The sequence below is a fragment of the Thauera sp. genome (genome assembly GCF_034003485.1).
Classification (GTDB): domain Bacteria; phylum Pseudomonadota; class Gammaproteobacteria; order Burkholderiales; family Rhodocyclaceae; genus Thauera.
This window is the reverse complement of the sequence record NZ_JAVEYL010000023.1, coordinates 24,234-38,393: the sequence shown is the minus strand read 5'-3', so window position 1 is coordinate 38,393 and position 14,160 is coordinate 24,234. Positions and strand designations below refer to the sequence as shown.

The following is a 14,160-nucleotide window of genomic DNA, read 5'->3' as shown; positions in this document are numbered from 1 at the left end:
CGCGACGTGCAGCGGGGCGTCCGCCTGGCGGGCAGCATTGATCACGCGGCTGCCTCCAGCGCAGTCGCCTCGCGCGCGGCCGACGCCTGCACGTGGCCGCGACGCCAGGGCACGTCGACACCCATCGCCTCGACCACGGCGACCGCCGACTTCAAGCCGTCCTCGTGGAAGCCATAGCCGGTCCACGCCCCGGCGAACCAGCTCCGGTTGCGGCCCTGCAGCGCGGGCAGGGCGGCCTGGGCGTCGACGGCGCCGTGGTCGAACACCGGGTGCGAATACTCGATGCGGCGAATCGTCTTGTCGGCGGCAGGCTCAGTGAAGGGGTTCAGCGACACCACGACCGGCGTCTCGAAAGGCAAGGGCTGCAGGCGGTTGATGAGGTAACTCACCGACACCGGGCGTGCGTCGGGCGCGCCTTCGCCGGCGAGGTAGTTCCACGCCGACCACACCTTCTGCCTGCGCGGCAGCAGCGCGGTGTCGGTGTGCAGGTACGCAAGATTGGGCTGGTAGCGCACCGCACCGAGGATGCGGCGCTCGTCGGGGCTCGCTTCACCGCCGAGGAGGGCGAGGGTCTGATCACTGTGGCAGGCGAACACGACCTCGTCGAAGTGCTCTGGCCCCGATGCCGTGTGCACCCACACGCCGTCGGCGTTGCGCACCACCCGACGCACCGGCGCATTCACCCGCACGTCGTCCAGGCGCGCCAGCATCTTCCTGACGTAGCTGCGCCCGCCGCCCTTCACCGTCATCCATTTGGGCCTGTTGAGAATCTGCAGCAGGCCGTGGTTGTGGCAGAACTGCACGAAGGTGGCGAGCGGGTAGGCGAGCATCGCGCGCGTCGGGCACGACCAGATCGCCGCCGCCATCGGCAGCAGGTACCAGTCGCGGAACGCCCGTGAGTAGCCTTCGATCGCCAGGTACTCGCCGAGCGCGAGCGCAGGCATGGTGCCTTCGCTCGCCATGCGCGTGGTCTCGCGGTTGAAGCGCAGGATATCGCGCAGCATGCCGAGGAAGGCGGGGCGAACCAGGTTCGAACGCTGCGCGAACACGGTGCCGAGGTCGGATCCCGCCCACTCCAGGTCGGGCTCGGCGAGGCTGAGGCCAAAGCTCATCTCGGTCTCGACCGCATCGACCTGCAGCAGCGCGAACAGCGCACACAGGTTGGGGTAGGTGCGCCGATTGAAGACCAGGAAGCCCGTGTCGACCGGATGGGTGACCCCCTCCACCGTGACGTCGATGGTGTTGGTGTGGCCGCCGACGTAGCTGCCGGCTTCGAACAAGGTCACCCGGTGCTGCGGCGCGAGCAGCCAGGCGGAGGACAGCCCGGCAATGCCGCCGCCGATCACGGCAATCCGCCTGCCCTGGTCACTTCGGCCACCCTCGCCGCCGAAGCCCGGCAGGCGCTCGATCTCGCCCATCTTCATGACATCACTCCGCCGCGTTCTCGCCCTCGATCAGGGCGTACGCAGAATGGTTGTGGATGGACTCGAAGTTCTCGGACTGCACCGACCAGGCGGCGATGCGGGCATCCGCGCGCAGGCGCAGCGCGATGTCGCGCACCAGGTCCTCGACGAACTTGGGGTTGTCGTAGGCGCGCTCGGTGACCCACTTCTCGTCGGGGCGCTTGAGCAGGCCGAAGACCTCGCACGAGGCTTCCTCCTCCGCCATGCGCACCAGCTCGCGCAAGCCGAGGTCGCCGCGCAGCGTGGCGCTGAGCGTGATGTGCGAGCGCTGGTTGTGGGCGCCGTAGGCCGAGATCTTCTTCGAGCACGGGCACAGGCTGGTCACCGGCACCACCGCCTGCAGCGTGCTGCGGGTGTCACCGCCTTCGAGCTTCTCGACGATCACGCAGGCGTCGATGTCGAGCAGGCTGTCGACGCCCGACACCGGCGCCGTCTTCTTCATGAACCACGGGAAGCGCGCCTCGATGCGGCCGCTGCTGGCCTCCAGACGCACCAGCATGTCGGCGAACAGGCCGCGCAGACCATCGAGGTCGAGCGCGTCACGTTCTGCCTCGAGCAGTTCGACGAAGCGCGACATGTGCGTGCCCTTCACGTCAGCCGGCAGGCCGACGGTCATCTCGAGCGTGACGACGGTGTGCTGCACGCTACCGTCCACATCGCGCATCGACATCGGGTAGCGCAGGCCGCGAACACCGACGCGCTGGATGACGAGCGCGCGATGGTCGGCGCTGGACTGGACGTCGGGCAGGAAGAATTTCTCCGGGGCGTTCATGAGTGGTCCTTGTACTTGGTGGGGACGGCGCGCAGCGGCAGGTCGGGGCGATGCACGAAAAGCATCAGGTCGAGCGGAGCAACGGCCTCCTTGTCCACGACGGTCGGCGAGTCCTGGGCGACGAGGACGGCGGCCTGCGGCGCAAGTGCAAGCGACTCGGCGCCCGTCTGCATGGGGATTACGGCGGCGGCAGCGATGGCGAACAGCATGCCGGCACGCTTGGTGTGCATCTTCGCATTCATGGCTGTGTCCTGGACAGGAGTGGTTGACGCTTGAACGATAGGGCAGGCTTTGCGCACTGTCAATCGTTTGTCCAGGACAAATTGAAAATTTTGTCCAGACACGGCAGCACCCCTCGGTTGGCGTCGTCCGCGACGGATGCCACTCCCCAAGCCGCTCATACGGTATTACGCTTGCGATGCACGCACCTGAGCACGCACCTGAGCACTCCGCCCGAGGACCTTCCCCTGGACACGACCGCACTCACCCCCTTCGACGTCTTTGCCGGGCTGGCCGGCGGCATCGGCCTTTTCCTGCTCGGCATGCACATGCTCACCGAGGGCCTCAAGCTCGCCGCCGGCCGCGCACTCGAAGGCCTGCTCGAACGCGGCACCGCCACGCCATTGCGCGGTCTGGGCGCCGGCATGACGATGACCGCGCTGGTGCAGTCCTCGACCGCGGTCACCGTGGCCAGCATCGGCTTCGTCAACACCGGCCTGCTGTCGTTGCAGAACGCGATGTGGGTGATCTTCGGCTCCAACGTCGGCACCACGCTCAACGCCTGGCTGGTGGCGGCGCTCGGCTTCAGCTTCAAGATCGACGCCTTCGCCTTGCCCTTCGTCGGCTTTGGCGCGGTGTTGATGCTGGCCGGACGCACGGTGCGCCAGCGCGCGCTCGGCCAGGCGCTGGCCGGCTTCGGCGTGCTGTTCCTCGGCATCGACGTGCTCAAGGGCACCTTCTCCGGGTTCGGCGCGACGATGAACCTGCAGGACCACATCGCCCCGGGCTTCACCGGCTGGCTGGTCCTGGTCGGCATCGGCACCCTGCTGACCGTGCTGATGCAGGCCTCGGGCGCCGTGATCGCGATCATCATCACCGCCGCACAGGGCGGGCTGATGTCGATCGAGGCGGCGTGCGCGATGGTGATCGGCACCAACATCGGCACCACCTCGACCGCGCTCCTGTCGGCGCTCGGCGCCACCTCGAACGCGCGCCGGCTCGCGGCGACCCACGTGATCTTCAACCTCGTCACCGGGGCGATGGCGATCGCCATGTTGCCGCTGCTGGTCAGCCTGCTCGGCCTGCTGCGCGGGTGGTTCGAACAACCGGCGACGCCCGCGGTGATGATCGCGATGTTCCACACCGTCTTCAACCTGCTCGGTGTGCTGCTGATGATGCCGCTGGCGCGCCCGCTGCTGCGTTACCTGGCCGGCCACTTCCGCAGCCGCGAGGAAGAGATCGCCCGTCCGCGCCACCTCGACGCACCCTCGCTGGCGGTGCCCGACCTGGCCCTGCGCGCGCTGCGCCTCGAGCTGGGGCGCACGCAGTCGTTCGCGGTGACGGCGCTCACCGCGGCCACCCGGGTACCGCCCGACGAACCCTGGATCGAACGCCAGGCGAGCGCACTCGACGCGCTCGCACCGGCAATTTCGGACTATGTGCGCAAGCTGAGCGCAATGCGTCTGCCGCCCACGCTGGTCGAGGGGTTGGCGCACAGCCTGCGCGCGCTGCAATATCAGGAGAGCGCAGTCATCGCGGTGCGTCAGGCGTGCGCGCTGGCGACCACGCTGGGCTCGCCGCCGGGCAGCGAGATCGAGCCGATTGCAATCGCCTTCCGACAGGCCACGGGCGCCCTGGCCGCAAGCGCCGATGCCGCGCGCGACGACTTTTCCGCGGCGGCGGTGGCGATCCGCCTGGAGGAAACGGAGCTGCGCTACCAGGCCTTCAAGGAGGCGCTGCTGCTGGAGGGCGCCCACGCCCGCATCGACATCCGCGTGATGCAGGACTGGCTGCGCCTGGCCAGTCTGGAGCGGCGTGCGATCGAGCAGGTGGCCAAGGCTGCGCGCATGCTCGCTGTCCTGGACGGGGACTTGACACCGCAGCAGGCGGCAGCAGCGGACGAGAACGCGGACAACAACGGGACGGGGTGATGCTGTTTGTCCTGGACAAAGAAACTTTCTGCGCCTAAGATCGACTGAGAGTTTCGTCCCTTCACACCTCACCAGACCCCCTTGATGAACGCTCCCACGCCACCCGAAGCCGCCTTCAGCATCGCCGCCGTCGAACGCGACACGGGCCTCGCCAAGGACACCTTGCGGGTGTGGGAGCGGCGCTACGGTTTTCCCGCCCCGACCCGGGACGCCAACGGCGAACGCCTGTATCCGCCCGAGCAGGTCGAGAAACTGCGTCTGATCCGGCGTCTGATCGACCATGGCCGGCGTCCGGCAGGCGTCGTCGGCGCCAGCATCGAAGAACTCGCCAGCATGCTCGACAGTTGCCTGTGCCCCGAGGCCGCCAGCACCGGGCGCGAGGACGGCCTGCTGCAACTGGTGCGCCTGCACCGCAGCGTCGAACTCAACGCCGCCCTGCGCCAGGCGCTGATGAAGCAGGGACTGCAGCGCTTCGTCGCGGACACGGTCGCCCCGCTGGCGGCCGCCGTAGGCGAGGCCTGGATGCGCGGCGAGGTCGAGGTGCCGGAAGAACACCTCTTTACCGAGCAGGTGCAGAACGTGCTGCGCAGCGCGATCGGCGCCCACGCCACGCCGGGCGGGAGGCCGCGCGTGCTGCTCACCACCTTCCCGGAAGAAGAGCACGTGCTCGGCCTGCTCATGGCCGAGGCGATGCTGGTACCCGAGGGCGTCGCCTGCCTGTCGCTGGGCACGCGCACACCGCTCGCCGACATCCGCAGCGCGGCGGTGAGCGGCGGCTTCGACATCGTCGGCCTGTCGTTCAGCATCGCCTACCCGGCACGCCAGGCGATCGACGGCCTGCTGGAATTGCGCGCGATGCTGCCCGACGGGATCGGGATCTGGGCCGGCGGCGCCGCCGTGCGCGACAAGCAGAAACGCCTGCCGGGCATCCGCGTGGTGGGCGGTCTCGACGACACCCTGGCCGCCCTGCGCGACTGGCGTACTGAAAAGGCGTGATCGGCGCGCGCGGCGGTAAAATGCGCGCCATGCCCGCCGACTCCACCTCTCCGCTCGCCACCTCTTCAACGCAGACGGGCGGCACCTTCATCGCCCGGAACGGCGAATCACTTACCGCTGCCGCACACCGCGTGCTCGAGCACGTCTTCGGTTACCCCGTCTTCCGCGGCGAACAGCAGCAGGTCGTCGAGCACGTCGCCAGCGGCGGCGACGCCCTGGTGCTGATGCCCACCGGCGGCGGCAAGTCGCTGTGCTACCAGATCCCGGCGCTGCTGCGCCAGGGCACGGCAATCGTGGTCTCGCCCCTGATCGCGCTGATGCAGGACCAGGTGAGCGCGCTGGTCGAAGCCGGCGTCAACGCCGCCTTCCTCAACTCCAGCCTCGACGCCGACCGCGCGCGCGCGGTCGAGCGCGCGCTCTACGCCGGCGAGCTCGACCTGCTCTACGTCGCCCCCGAGCGCCTGATGACGCCGCGCTTTCTCGACCAGCTCGACCACCTGCGCGACACCGACCGCCTGGCCCTGTTCGCCATCGACGAGGCGCACTGCGTGTCGCAGTGGGGCCACGACTTCCGCCCGGAATACCTGCAGCTCTCGATTTTGCCCGAGCGCTACCCGTCGATTCCGCGCATCGCGCTCACCGCCACCGCCGACCGCCAGACGCGCGAAGAGATCGCCGAGCGCCTCAAGCTCACCCACGCGCGCCGCTTCGTCGCCAGCTTCGACCGCCCCAACATCCGCTACACCATCGTCGACAAGGACGACCCGCGCCGCCAGTTGCTCGCCTTCATCCGCGAGGAATGCCCCGACCAGGCCGGCATCATCTATTGCCTGTCGCGACGCAAGGTCGAGGAGACCGCCGCCTGGCTGCAGGAGCAGGGGCTCAACGCCCTGCCCTACCACGCCGGCATGACGCAGGAGATGCGCGCCGAGCACCAGACGCGCTTCTTGCGCGAAGACGGCCTGATCATGGTGGCGACGATCGCCTTCGGCATGGGCATCGACAAGCCCGACGTGCGCTTCGTCGCGCACCTCGACCTGCCGCGCTCGATCGAGGGCTACTACCAGGAGACCGGCCGCGCCGGGCGCGACGGCCTGCCGGCGCAGGCGTGGATGGCCTGGGGTGCGCAGGACGTGGTGCAGCAGCGGCGCATGATCGACGAGTCCGAGGCCAGCGAGGAGTTCAAGCGCCTGGCGCGCAACCGGCTCGAGGTGCTGGTCGGCCTGGTCGAAGCCACCAACTGCCGCCGCCAGCACCTGCTCACCTATTTCGGTGAGGACTCGTTGCCCTGCGGCAACTGCGACAACTGCCTGCACCCGCCGCAAACCTGGGACGCCACCGAGGTCGCGCGCAAGGCCTTGAGCTGCGTCTATCGCACCGGCCAGCGCTACGGCGCCGGACACCTCATCGACGTGCTGCGCGGCGAACTCACCGAAAAGGTGATCGAGCGCAACCACCAGGACATCACCACCTTCGGCATCGGCAGCGAGCTCGACGAGAAACGCTGGCGCACAATCTTCCGCCAACTGGTGGCGCGGGAATTCATCGCGGTCGACCACGAGCGCTACAACGCCCTGCGCCTGACCGACGCCGCCCGCCCGCTGCTGCGCGGCGAGGCCGAGTTTCACCTGCGCCTCGAGCGCGAACGCAGCCGCAACCGAAGCAAGCGCCGCAGCGCCGCCGCCCTCGAGATCCCCGACGGCATCCCCACCACGCTCTTCGACCGCCTGCGCGCCTGGCGCTTTGCCACCGCCAAGGAACGCAACGTACCCGCCTACGTGGTGTTCCAGGACGCGACCCTGCGCGAGATCGCCATCGCCCGCCCCCACACGCTGGCCGAGCTCGCCGGCATCAGCGGCGTCGGCGACCGCAAGCTCGAAGCCTACGGTGAGGCGATTCTCGAGCTGGTCGCCGAAGCGGGGTGAGCCCGATCAGAGGAGCGCGCCCGGCCCGAACTTCAGGTAGTGGTCGACCAGCAGCAGCAGGAACAGCAGCATCAGGTGGGTGATCGAGAAGCGGAAAGTGCGGATCGCCGTGTCGGCGCGTGGGGCGAACTTGAGCCGCCAGGCGTGGTGCAGGAACTGCAGGTTCAGCACCAGGCTGCCCGCCAGGTAGAGCAGCCCGCTCATCCCCACCAGGTACGGCAGCAGGCACACCGCGAGCAGCAGCACGGTGTACAGCAGCACCAGGGTGCGGGTGAATTCGATGCCGTGGGTGACCGGCAGCATCGGCAGGCCTGCGCGGCGGTAGTCGTCGACGCGGTGGATGGCGAGCGCCCAGAAGTGCGGCGGCGTCCAGGTGAAGATGATCATCATCAGCAGCAGGGCCTCGGCGCCCACGGTCCCGGTCATCGCCGTCCACCCGAGCACCGGCGGCAGCGCGCCGGCCACCCCGCCGATGACGATGTTCTGGGGCGTGGCGCGCTTCAGGAACACGGTATAGACCACCGCATAGCCGAACAGGCCGGCCAGCGTCAGTACTGCAGTGAGCGCATTGACCGCAACCAGCAGCAGCACGAAGCCGGCGGCGGCGAGCGCGAATGCGAAGCTCACCGCCTGCCCGTTGCTCAGGCGCCCGGTGGGCAGCGGACGCATCCGGGTGCGCGCCATGCGAGCGTCGATCTTCTGGTCCAGCACGTGGTTGAAGGCCGCCGCCGCACCCGACACCATCGCGATACCCAGGCTAGCGACCGCCATCAGGGCGAGGTCGGGCAGGCCATCGCTCGCGAGCATCATGCCCACCCAGGCGGTCAGCACCAGCAGCGCGACCACCCGCGGTTTGGTGAGCTGCCAGAAGGCACGGCCAAGCGCGAGCGCATCGACCATGCTGCCCGCCGCCGTCGGAATCCGCTTGTAGCCGTCCATGTTCGTCTCCCCTGTTGTCGTTGATGCGTCCACCATGCGCAGCCAAGGCCGCCCCGGCTGCGCGTTATCGTGGGAGCGAGCTTGCCCGCGAAGACAGCGGCTCCGAATCCGCCCATTCGCGGGCAAGCCCGCTCCCACGGTCGGCGCCCATGCCCGGATCCGCCGGGAACGTCAGCCGAGCAGCCGGATTGGTGCGCTGCTCTGAACGAAAGGTCTGCCCGGCCGACGCATGCATCTGCCGGATCAGCACCACCAGCGTGGCGAGCAGGCAGGCGGCGGTGAGGTTGTGGGCGACCGCGTTGAAGAGCGGCACCTGGCCGAGCACGTTGATCAGCCCGAGCGTCACCTGCAGCGCGAGCAGCACGCCGACGCCCACCGCAAGCCGGCGCACGCGCGCACCGACCGCCTGCCGCCAGCACAGCAGCGCCAGGCTGGCGAGCACGCCGGTGGCGACCAGGGCACCGATGCGGTGCAGCACGTGGATGCTCATGCGTGCCTCATAGGGCAGCACGCCGAACTCGTAGCTCTCGTGCCCGAGCGGCAGGCTGAAGGCGGCGCGCAGCGAGAACTGCGCGGTCCACCCGCTTTCACAGAAGGGCAGCTGGTAGCACACCGCTGCCGCGTAGTTGGCCGAGGTCCAGCCGCCGAGCGCGATCTGCGCAAGAAGCACGGCGAGGGCCAGCCAGGCCAGCGCCAGCAGGCCGGCGAGGCGCGGCTCGAGGGGCCCGGTCAGCGCGGGCACATCAGCGCCACCAGGGTCGCGACCGAGCTCGCAGCGCAGCAACGCGAGCAGCGCCAGCAGGGCAAAACCACCAAAGAGGTGGGCAACCACCACCATCGGCAGCAGGTTCATCGTCACCGTCCACATGCCGAGCGCGGCCTGAAACACCACCAGCGCGAGCAGCGCCGCGGCCAGCCCACGCCCACGCGGCAGGCGGCGCGAGACCACGAAGATGGCCAGCACGCACAGCCCGAGCAGGCCGGCGAGGTAGCGGTGCACCATCTCGTTGCGCGCCTTGAAGGGGTCGACCTGGGCGTCGGGGAAGCGCGCCTGGGCCTCGGCGATGTGGGTGTCGTGCACCGGCGGCGTGAGCCGGCCGTAGCAGCCCGGCCAGTCCGGACAGCCCAGGCCGGCGTCGGTGAGCCGGGTGTAGGCGCCGAGCGCGATCACCGCCAGCGCGAGCACCAGGGTCGCAGTCACCAGCCAGCGTGCGCGTGTCATCGCCACCTCCTCAGACGCCGCTGCGGTCGTAGTTCATCAGCCGCAGCAGGTCGCTGCGGATGTCGCCCGCCACGCGCTGGGCCTGCTCCGGCCCCGGCTCGACGGCATAGCGCAGCAGGGCCAGGCCGCGCGGGTCGACCAGCACGATGCGGCCCTGGAGCGTGGCATCGCTGACCTGCGCGGCCTGCCATTCGACATGGGGGAAGCGTACGCGCGCGGCCGGGTTCTCCGCCGCCAGCACCAGGGCCTGCACCCGTGTCTGCTTGCGACCGAGGCCGACGTGCAGCTGCTGCAGGATCAACAGCGCCTGCTCGCTACGCTCGGCAAGCTCGCCCTCGAGCGCAGGCACATAGACCAGATGCCACTGCCCGCCGCCGTGCTCGGGCGCGGGCAGCAGGCGCAGCTCCTGCGACAGCCACTCGCCGTGGTTGACGGTCGGCGCCGCGGAGAACCAGCCAAAACGCAGGCTCGCCCACGCCGCCGCCAGCGGCACCAGCGCACAGAGCAGGAACAGCGCGAGGAATTTACGACTGCTCATGGGCGATCTCTCCCGATTCGGTCGGCAGCCGACGCGCACTGGCCGCGAGCGCGACGCCGATCACCGCGAGCGCGATCAGCCCCCACTGCAGCGCGTAGCCGCGGTGGCGCTCGGGCGGCAGCACCACCGGCCGGTAGTGGATGTGGAAGGGCGAAGCCTGCTGCTGCTGGATCAGCCCCGGCGCAAGCGGCACCGCCAGCCAGGCCGCGAGCTGCGCCGGGTCGGGCTGCTGGATGCGTATCGGCCAGTGGCCGTGGTCCTCGACATTGGCGCCGAGCAAGAGGCCGGTGACGTCGGTGCGGAAGATGCCCTGCACGCGCAGCCGCGGCGGGATCGCCGGCACCGGCAGCGCGTCGCGCCCGCCTTCGGCCGCGATCCAGCCCAGATTGACCAGCGCCGCCCGCGGCGCCGCGCCGCTGCTGCCCGCAGCGCGCACGTCGGCGATGTCTTCCACCGCGATCACCACGTCGTAACCGGGCTGGCGGTCGACGATGCGGTTATCCACCAGCCACACCATGGGCGCGATCCAGCGCGCCGCGAAGTCGAGCTGCACGCCATCGACGCTCGCCATCGGCGGGCGCACTGCAGCAGCGGCCAGCTCCGCGAGCCGGGCGAGACCGACAGCCCCCTCGCGCTCCCACTGCGCGATGCGCGCCAGCGTCGCCTCCTTTTCCGCGCCGCGCTGCCACTGCCACGCCGACAGCCCCGCCGGCACGGCGGCGACCGCAAGCACCGCGAGCACCCACCGCCAGCGCAGCACCCAGCGGTGCCCGAACGCGCTAAGCTTCATCGCCATCCCTCGCCACCCTCCCGCCGGAGAACGTTCATGGCCGTCAAGCTCGTCATCGTGGTGCTGCTCGTGCTGGTCATCGTCAGCCTGTTCCAGGCGCTGTTCGTCATGCTCAAGGGCGGCGACGGCACGACCCGGATGTCGAAACACCTCGGCCGCCGGCTGGCGTTCTCGGTCGCGGTGGTGGCGCTGCTGCTGGTGCTGCTCGCCACCGGGGTGATCACCCCCAACGCCCGTCCGTATTGAACACCTGCCCGCATCACGCCTGCCTCACAGCACGTAGACAAAGATGAAGAGGTTCAGCCACACCACGTCCACGAAGTGCCAGTACCAGGCCGCGGCCTGGAAGCCGAAGTGGTGCTCGGCGGTGAAGTGGTCCTTGATCACGATGCGCAGCAGCATCACCAGCAGGATCAGCGCGCCGATGGTCACGTGCAGGCCGTGAAAGCCGGTGAGCAGGTAGAAGGTGTTGCCATACACGCCCGAATCCAGGCGCAGCCCGAGATCGTCGTAGGCGTGCATGTACTCGTAGCCCTGCAGGAACAGGAAGGTCACCCCGAGCAGCACGGTGATCGCGAGGAAAAGCTTGAGCTGCAGGCGCTTGCCCTGCTCGATCGCCACGTGCGCGATCTGCAGCGTCACCGATGAGGCGAGCAGGATCAGCGTGTTCCACAGCGGCAGGCCCGACCACGGCATGGCCTGGGTCTCGGTGCCGCCGGGGGTCTTGAGCAGCGGCCAGGCGGCCTCGAAGTCGGGCCACAGGATCTCGGCGGTCATCGCATTGTTGCTGGCGCCGTCGAGCCACGGCACCGACACCATGCGCGCATAGAACAGCGCGCCGAAGAAGACGAGGAAGAACATGACCTCGGAGAAGATGAACCAGCTCATGCACTGGCGGAACGAGCGGTCGAGCTGCGCGCTGTAGAGGCCGCGCTGGGATTCGTCGATGACCTTGCCGAACCAGCCGAACAGCGTCACCACCAGCAGCGCCACGCCCGCGGCGAGCACCCAGGGCCCAATGCGCCCATCGGGCTGGTCGAGCTGGCTGAGCCACAGCGCCGCGCCGTAGCCGATCAGCAGCAGGGCAAGCGCGCCGACGATCGGCCAGGCGCTGTCGTGCGGCACGTAGTACTTCTGATGCGTGGTCGTCGTCATGTTGCCCCTCCCTTGCTGCGAACCCGGGCGCGGCGAGCGCCCGGGCCACGTGGCTTCAGCGGCTCGCGGTCTGGCCGACGCTGCGATACAGGCGGTAAGACAAGGTCATCGTCTTGAAGCGCGCCGGCAGTTCCGGATCGACGTAGAACTGCACCGGCATGACCTTGCGCTCGCCCGGCGCCAGCGGCTGTTCCTGGAAACAGAAGCATTCGATCTTCATGAAGTGGCGCGCGGCCTCGCCGGGCGACACCGAGGGCACGGCGGTGGTGACGATCGGCTCGCCCGTGCGGTTCTCGACCACGAAGGAGACCACCTGCAGGTCGCCGGGGTTGAGCTGTATGCGCGCGGTCTCGGGCGCAAAATCCACCGCCACCGCGGGGTCATGGGTGGCGAGGAACTCGACGGTGATCTGGCGCCCGCGGTCGATGCGATCGGGCGCCGCGGCGGCGACCTTGTCGGTCTTGCCGTTGATGCCGGTGATGTCGCAGAACACGTCGTACAGCGGCACCAGCGCGAAGCCGAAGGCGAACATCGCGACGCACGCGATCAGCAACTTGTTGATCAGACTCCGGTGCACCGACATCTCGCGCCCTCCCTCTGTCGCCGGCTCACTTCACCACCGGCGGGGTGTCGAAGGTGTGGTAGGGCGCGGGCGACGGCACTTCCCACTCCAGCCCCTGCGCGCCTTCCCACACCTGGTCGGTGGCCCGCTCGCCGATGCCGCGCATGCAGCGCACCACGCCCCACACGAACAGCAACTGCGACAGGCCGAACAGGAAGCCGCCGATGCTCATGAAGGCGTTGAGGTCGGCGAACTGCAGCGCGTAGTCGGGGATGCGGCGCGGCATGCCGGCGAGACCGACGAAGTGCATCGGGAAGAACAGCATGTTCACCGAGATCAGCGAGCACCAGAAATGCACCTGGGCGAGGCGCTCGTTGTACATCACGCCGGTCCACTTCGGGATCCAGTAGTACACCGCGGCGATGATGCCGAACACCGCGCCGGTCACCAGCACGTAGTGGAAATGGGCGACGACGAAGTAGGTGTCCTGGTACTGGAAGTCGGCCGGGATGATCGCCAGCATCAGACCGGAGAAGCCGCCGATCGTGAACAGCACGATGAAGGCGAGCGAGAACATCATCGGCACCTCGAAGGTCATCGAGCCGCGCCACATCGTCGCCACCCAGTTGAACACCTTCACCCCGGTGGGCACGGCGATCAGCATGGTGGCGTACATGAAGAAGATCTCGGCGACCACCGGCATGCCGGTGGTGAACATGTGGTGGCCCCAGACGATGAAGGACAGGAAGGCGATGCTGGCGGTGGCGACCACCATCGACTCGTAGCCGAACAGCGGCTTGCGCGCGAAGGTGGGGATGATGCTGGAGACGATGCCGAAGGCCGGGAGGATCATGATGTACACCTCCGGATGGCCGAAGAACCAGAAGATGTGCTGGAACATCACCGGGTCGCCGCCGCCCGCGGCATCGAAGAAGCTGGTGCCGAAGTACTTGTCGGTGAGCACCATGGTGACCACGCCGGCGAGCACCGGCATCACCGCGATGAGCAGGAAGGCGGTGATCAGCCAGGTCCACACGAAGAGCGGCATCTTCATCCAGGTCATGCCGGGCGCGCGCATGTTCCAGATGGTGACGATGACGTTGATCGCGCCCATGATCGAGGACACCCCCATCAGGTGCACCGCGAGCACGAAGAAGGCGGTGGAGTCGCCGCTGTAGGTGGTCGACAGCGGCGCGTAGAAGGTCCACCCGGCCGCCGGCGCGCCGCCTTCCATGAACAGCGTGGACAGCAGGATCGTGAACGCGCACGGCAGGATCCAGAAGCTCCAGTTGTTGACCCGCGGCAGCGCCATGTCGGGCGCGCCGATCATCAGCGGGATCATCCAGTTGGCCAGGCCGACGAAGGCCGGCATCACCGCGCCGAACACCATCACCAGGCCATGCACCGTGGTCATCTGGTTGAAGAAGTGCGGATCGACGAACTGCAGCCCGGGCTGGAACAGCTCGGCGCGGATCACCATCGCCAGGCTGCCGCCGATGAACAGCATGGTCAGCGAGAACAGCAGGTAGAGCGTGCCGATGTCCTTGTGATTGGTGCTGAACAGCCAGCGCGCGAGGCCGCGCGGCTTGTGGTCGTGGTCGAGGTGCCCGGGTGCGTCCAGGGTGCCGGTGATCTGGGTGCTCATCGC

Annotated in this window: 14 protein-coding genes; 4 read left to right on the top strand and 10 right to left on the bottom strand. The window is 68.7% G+C overall.

The window, feature by feature from the left end:
• Positions 1-41: 41 nt before the first annotated feature.
• The 3 genes from RBT54_RS13355 to RBT54_RS13345 are packed head-to-tail and all read right to left on the bottom strand — an operon-like array spanning position 42 to position 2,477.
• On the bottom strand, positions 42-1,424 hold the full coding sequence (locus RBT54_RS13355) for an NAD(P)/FAD-dependent oxidoreductase (protein WP_320367563.1): 1,383 nt from the start codon (positions 1,422-1,424) through the stop codon (positions 42-44).
• Positions 1,425-1,428: 4 nt separating this feature from the next.
• On the bottom strand, positions 1,429-2,235 hold the full coding sequence (gene folE2, locus RBT54_RS13350) for a GTP cyclohydrolase FolE2 (protein WP_320367562.1): 807 nt from the start codon (positions 2,233-2,235) through the stop codon (positions 1,429-1,431).
• Positions 2,232-2,477, bottom strand: a complete 246-nt coding sequence (locus RBT54_RS13345; RefSeq protein WP_320367561.1) for a hypothetical protein — start codon at positions 2,475-2,477, stop codon at positions 2,232-2,234. Before RBT54_RS13345 ends, folE2 begins: the two co-directional genes overlap by 4 nt.
• A 171-nt stretch (positions 2,478-2,648) precedes the next feature.
• On the opposite strand from RBT54_RS13345, the gene RBT54_RS13340 reads away from it, so the two are divergent.
• The 3 genes from RBT54_RS13340 to recQ all read left to right on the top strand — a co-directional run bounded on the left by RBT54_RS13340 (position 2,649) and on the right by recQ (position 7,306).
• Complete coding sequence (locus RBT54_RS13340) at positions 2,649-4,385, top strand: Na/Pi symporter (RefSeq protein WP_320367560.1); 1,737 nt, start codon at positions 2,649-2,651, stop codon at positions 4,383-4,385.
• Positions 4,386-4,469: 84 nt separating this feature from the next.
• Complete coding sequence (locus RBT54_RS13335) at positions 4,470-5,381, top strand: MerR family transcriptional regulator (protein WP_320367559.1); 912 nt, start codon at positions 4,470-4,472, stop codon at positions 5,379-5,381.
• A gap of 20 nt (positions 5,382-5,401) precedes the next feature.
• Positions 5,402-7,306, top strand: a complete 1,905-nt coding sequence (gene recQ, locus RBT54_RS13330; protein ID WP_320367558.1) for a DNA helicase RecQ — start codon at positions 5,402-5,404, stop codon at positions 7,304-7,306.
• Positions 7,307-7,312: 6 nt separating this feature from the next.
• Here recQ and cyoE read toward each other — a convergent pair whose 3' ends face one another.
• From cyoE to RBT54_RS13310, 4 genes are all read right to left on the bottom strand, one after another.
• Positions 7,313-8,245: a heme o synthase gene (gene cyoE / locus RBT54_RS13325; RefSeq protein ID WP_320367557.1), complete on the bottom strand. Its 933-nt coding sequence runs from the start codon at positions 8,243-8,245 to the stop codon at positions 7,313-7,315.
• 64 nt (positions 8,246-8,309) lie between these two features.
• Positions 8,310-9,467 carry a COX15/CtaA family protein gene (locus RBT54_RS13320; protein ID WP_320367556.1) on the bottom strand — a complete coding sequence of 386 codons (1,158 nt, stop codon included), beginning with the start codon at positions 9,465-9,467 and terminating at the stop codon, positions 8,310-8,312.
• A 10-nt stretch (positions 9,468-9,477) separates the two neighbouring features.
• A complete protein-coding gene (locus RBT54_RS13315) occupies positions 9,478-10,005 on the bottom strand; it encodes a hypothetical protein (RefSeq protein ID WP_320367555.1) in 528 nt (175 codons plus the stop codon).
• Positions 9,992-10,801 carry an SURF1 family protein gene (locus tag RBT54_RS13310; RefSeq protein WP_320367554.1) on the bottom strand — a complete coding sequence of 270 codons (810 nt, stop codon included), beginning with the start codon at positions 10,799-10,801 and terminating at the stop codon, positions 9,992-9,994. The genes RBT54_RS13315 and RBT54_RS13310 overlap by 14 nt, the downstream gene beginning before the upstream one ends.
• Before the next feature lie 30 nt (positions 10,802-10,831).
• Here RBT54_RS13310 and RBT54_RS13305 point away from each other — a divergent pair, with 30 nt between their 5' ends.
• A complete protein-coding gene (locus tag RBT54_RS13305) occupies positions 10,832-11,041 on the top strand; it encodes a DUF2909 domain-containing protein (RefSeq protein ID WP_320367553.1) in 210 nt (69 codons plus the stop codon).
• 24 nt (positions 11,042-11,065) lie between these two features.
• Here RBT54_RS13305 and RBT54_RS13300 read toward each other — a convergent pair whose 3' ends face one another.
• The 3 genes from RBT54_RS13300 to ctaD are packed head-to-tail and all read right to left on the bottom strand — an operon-like array spanning position 11,066 to position 14,157.
• Positions 11,066-11,950: a cytochrome c oxidase subunit 3 gene (locus tag RBT54_RS13300; protein ID WP_320367552.1), complete on the bottom strand. Its 885-nt coding sequence runs from the start codon at positions 11,948-11,950 to the stop codon at positions 11,066-11,068.
• Between the two features lie 55 nt (positions 11,951-12,005).
• Positions 12,006-12,533: a cytochrome c oxidase assembly protein gene (locus RBT54_RS13295; RefSeq protein ID WP_320367551.1), complete on the bottom strand. Its 528-nt coding sequence runs from the start codon at positions 12,531-12,533 to the stop codon at positions 12,006-12,008.
• Between the two features lie 25 nt (positions 12,534-12,558).
• Positions 12,559-14,157 (bottom strand): cytochrome c oxidase subunit I, encoded by a 1,599-nt coding sequence (gene ctaD / locus RBT54_RS13290; RefSeq protein ID WP_320367550.1) that lies wholly within the window; start codon positions 14,155-14,157, stop codon positions 12,559-12,561.
• Between the last annotated feature and the right edge of the window lie 3 nt (positions 14,158-14,160).

Excerpts from the sequence above, each read along its gene's own strand:
- RBT54_RS13355 (WP_320367563.1), bottom strand. The coding sequence starts at position 1,424 with ATGAAGATGGGCGAGATCGAGCGCCTGCCGGGCTTCGGCGGCGAGGGT.
- folE2 (WP_320367562.1), bottom strand. The coding sequence starts at position 2,235 with ATGAACGCCCCGGAGAAATTCTTCCTGCCCGACGTCCAGTCCAGCGCC.
- RBT54_RS13345 (WP_320367561.1), bottom strand. The coding sequence starts at position 2,477 with ATGAATGCGAAGATGCACACCAAGCGTGCCGGCATGCTGTTCGCCATC.
- RBT54_RS13335 (WP_320367559.1), top strand. The coding sequence starts at position 4,470 with ATGAACGCTCCCACGCCACCCGAAGCCGCCTTCAGCATCGCCGCCGTC.
- recQ (WP_320367558.1), top strand. The coding sequence starts at position 5,402 with ATGCGCGCCATGCCCGCCGACTCCACCTCTCCGCTCGCCACCTCTTCA.
- cyoE (WP_320367557.1), bottom strand. The coding sequence starts at position 8,245 with ATGGACGGCTACAAGCGGATTCCGACGGCGGCGGGCAGCATGGTCGAT.
- RBT54_RS13320 (WP_320367556.1), bottom strand. The coding sequence starts at position 9,467 with ATGACACGCGCACGCTGGCTGGTGACTGCGACCCTGGTGCTCGCGCTG.
- RBT54_RS13315 (WP_320367555.1), bottom strand. The coding sequence starts at position 10,005 with ATGAGCAGTCGTAAATTCCTCGCGCTGTTCCTGCTCTGTGCGCTGGTG.
- RBT54_RS13310 (WP_320367554.1), bottom strand. The coding sequence starts at position 10,801 with ATGGCGATGAAGCTTAGCGCGTTCGGGCACCGCTGGGTGCTGCGCTGG.
- RBT54_RS13305 (WP_320367553.1), top strand. The coding sequence starts at position 10,832 with ATGGCCGTCAAGCTCGTCATCGTGGTGCTGCTCGTGCTGGTCATCGTC.
- RBT54_RS13300 (WP_320367552.1), bottom strand. The coding sequence starts at position 11,950 with ATGACGACGACCACGCATCAGAAGTACTACGTGCCGCACGACAGCGCC.
- RBT54_RS13295 (WP_320367551.1), bottom strand. The coding sequence starts at position 12,533 with ATGTCGGTGCACCGGAGTCTGATCAACAAGTTGCTGATCGCGTGCGTC.
- ctaD (WP_320367550.1), bottom strand. The coding sequence starts at position 14,157 with ATGAGCACCCAGATCACCGGCACCCTGGACGCACCCGGGCACCTCGAC.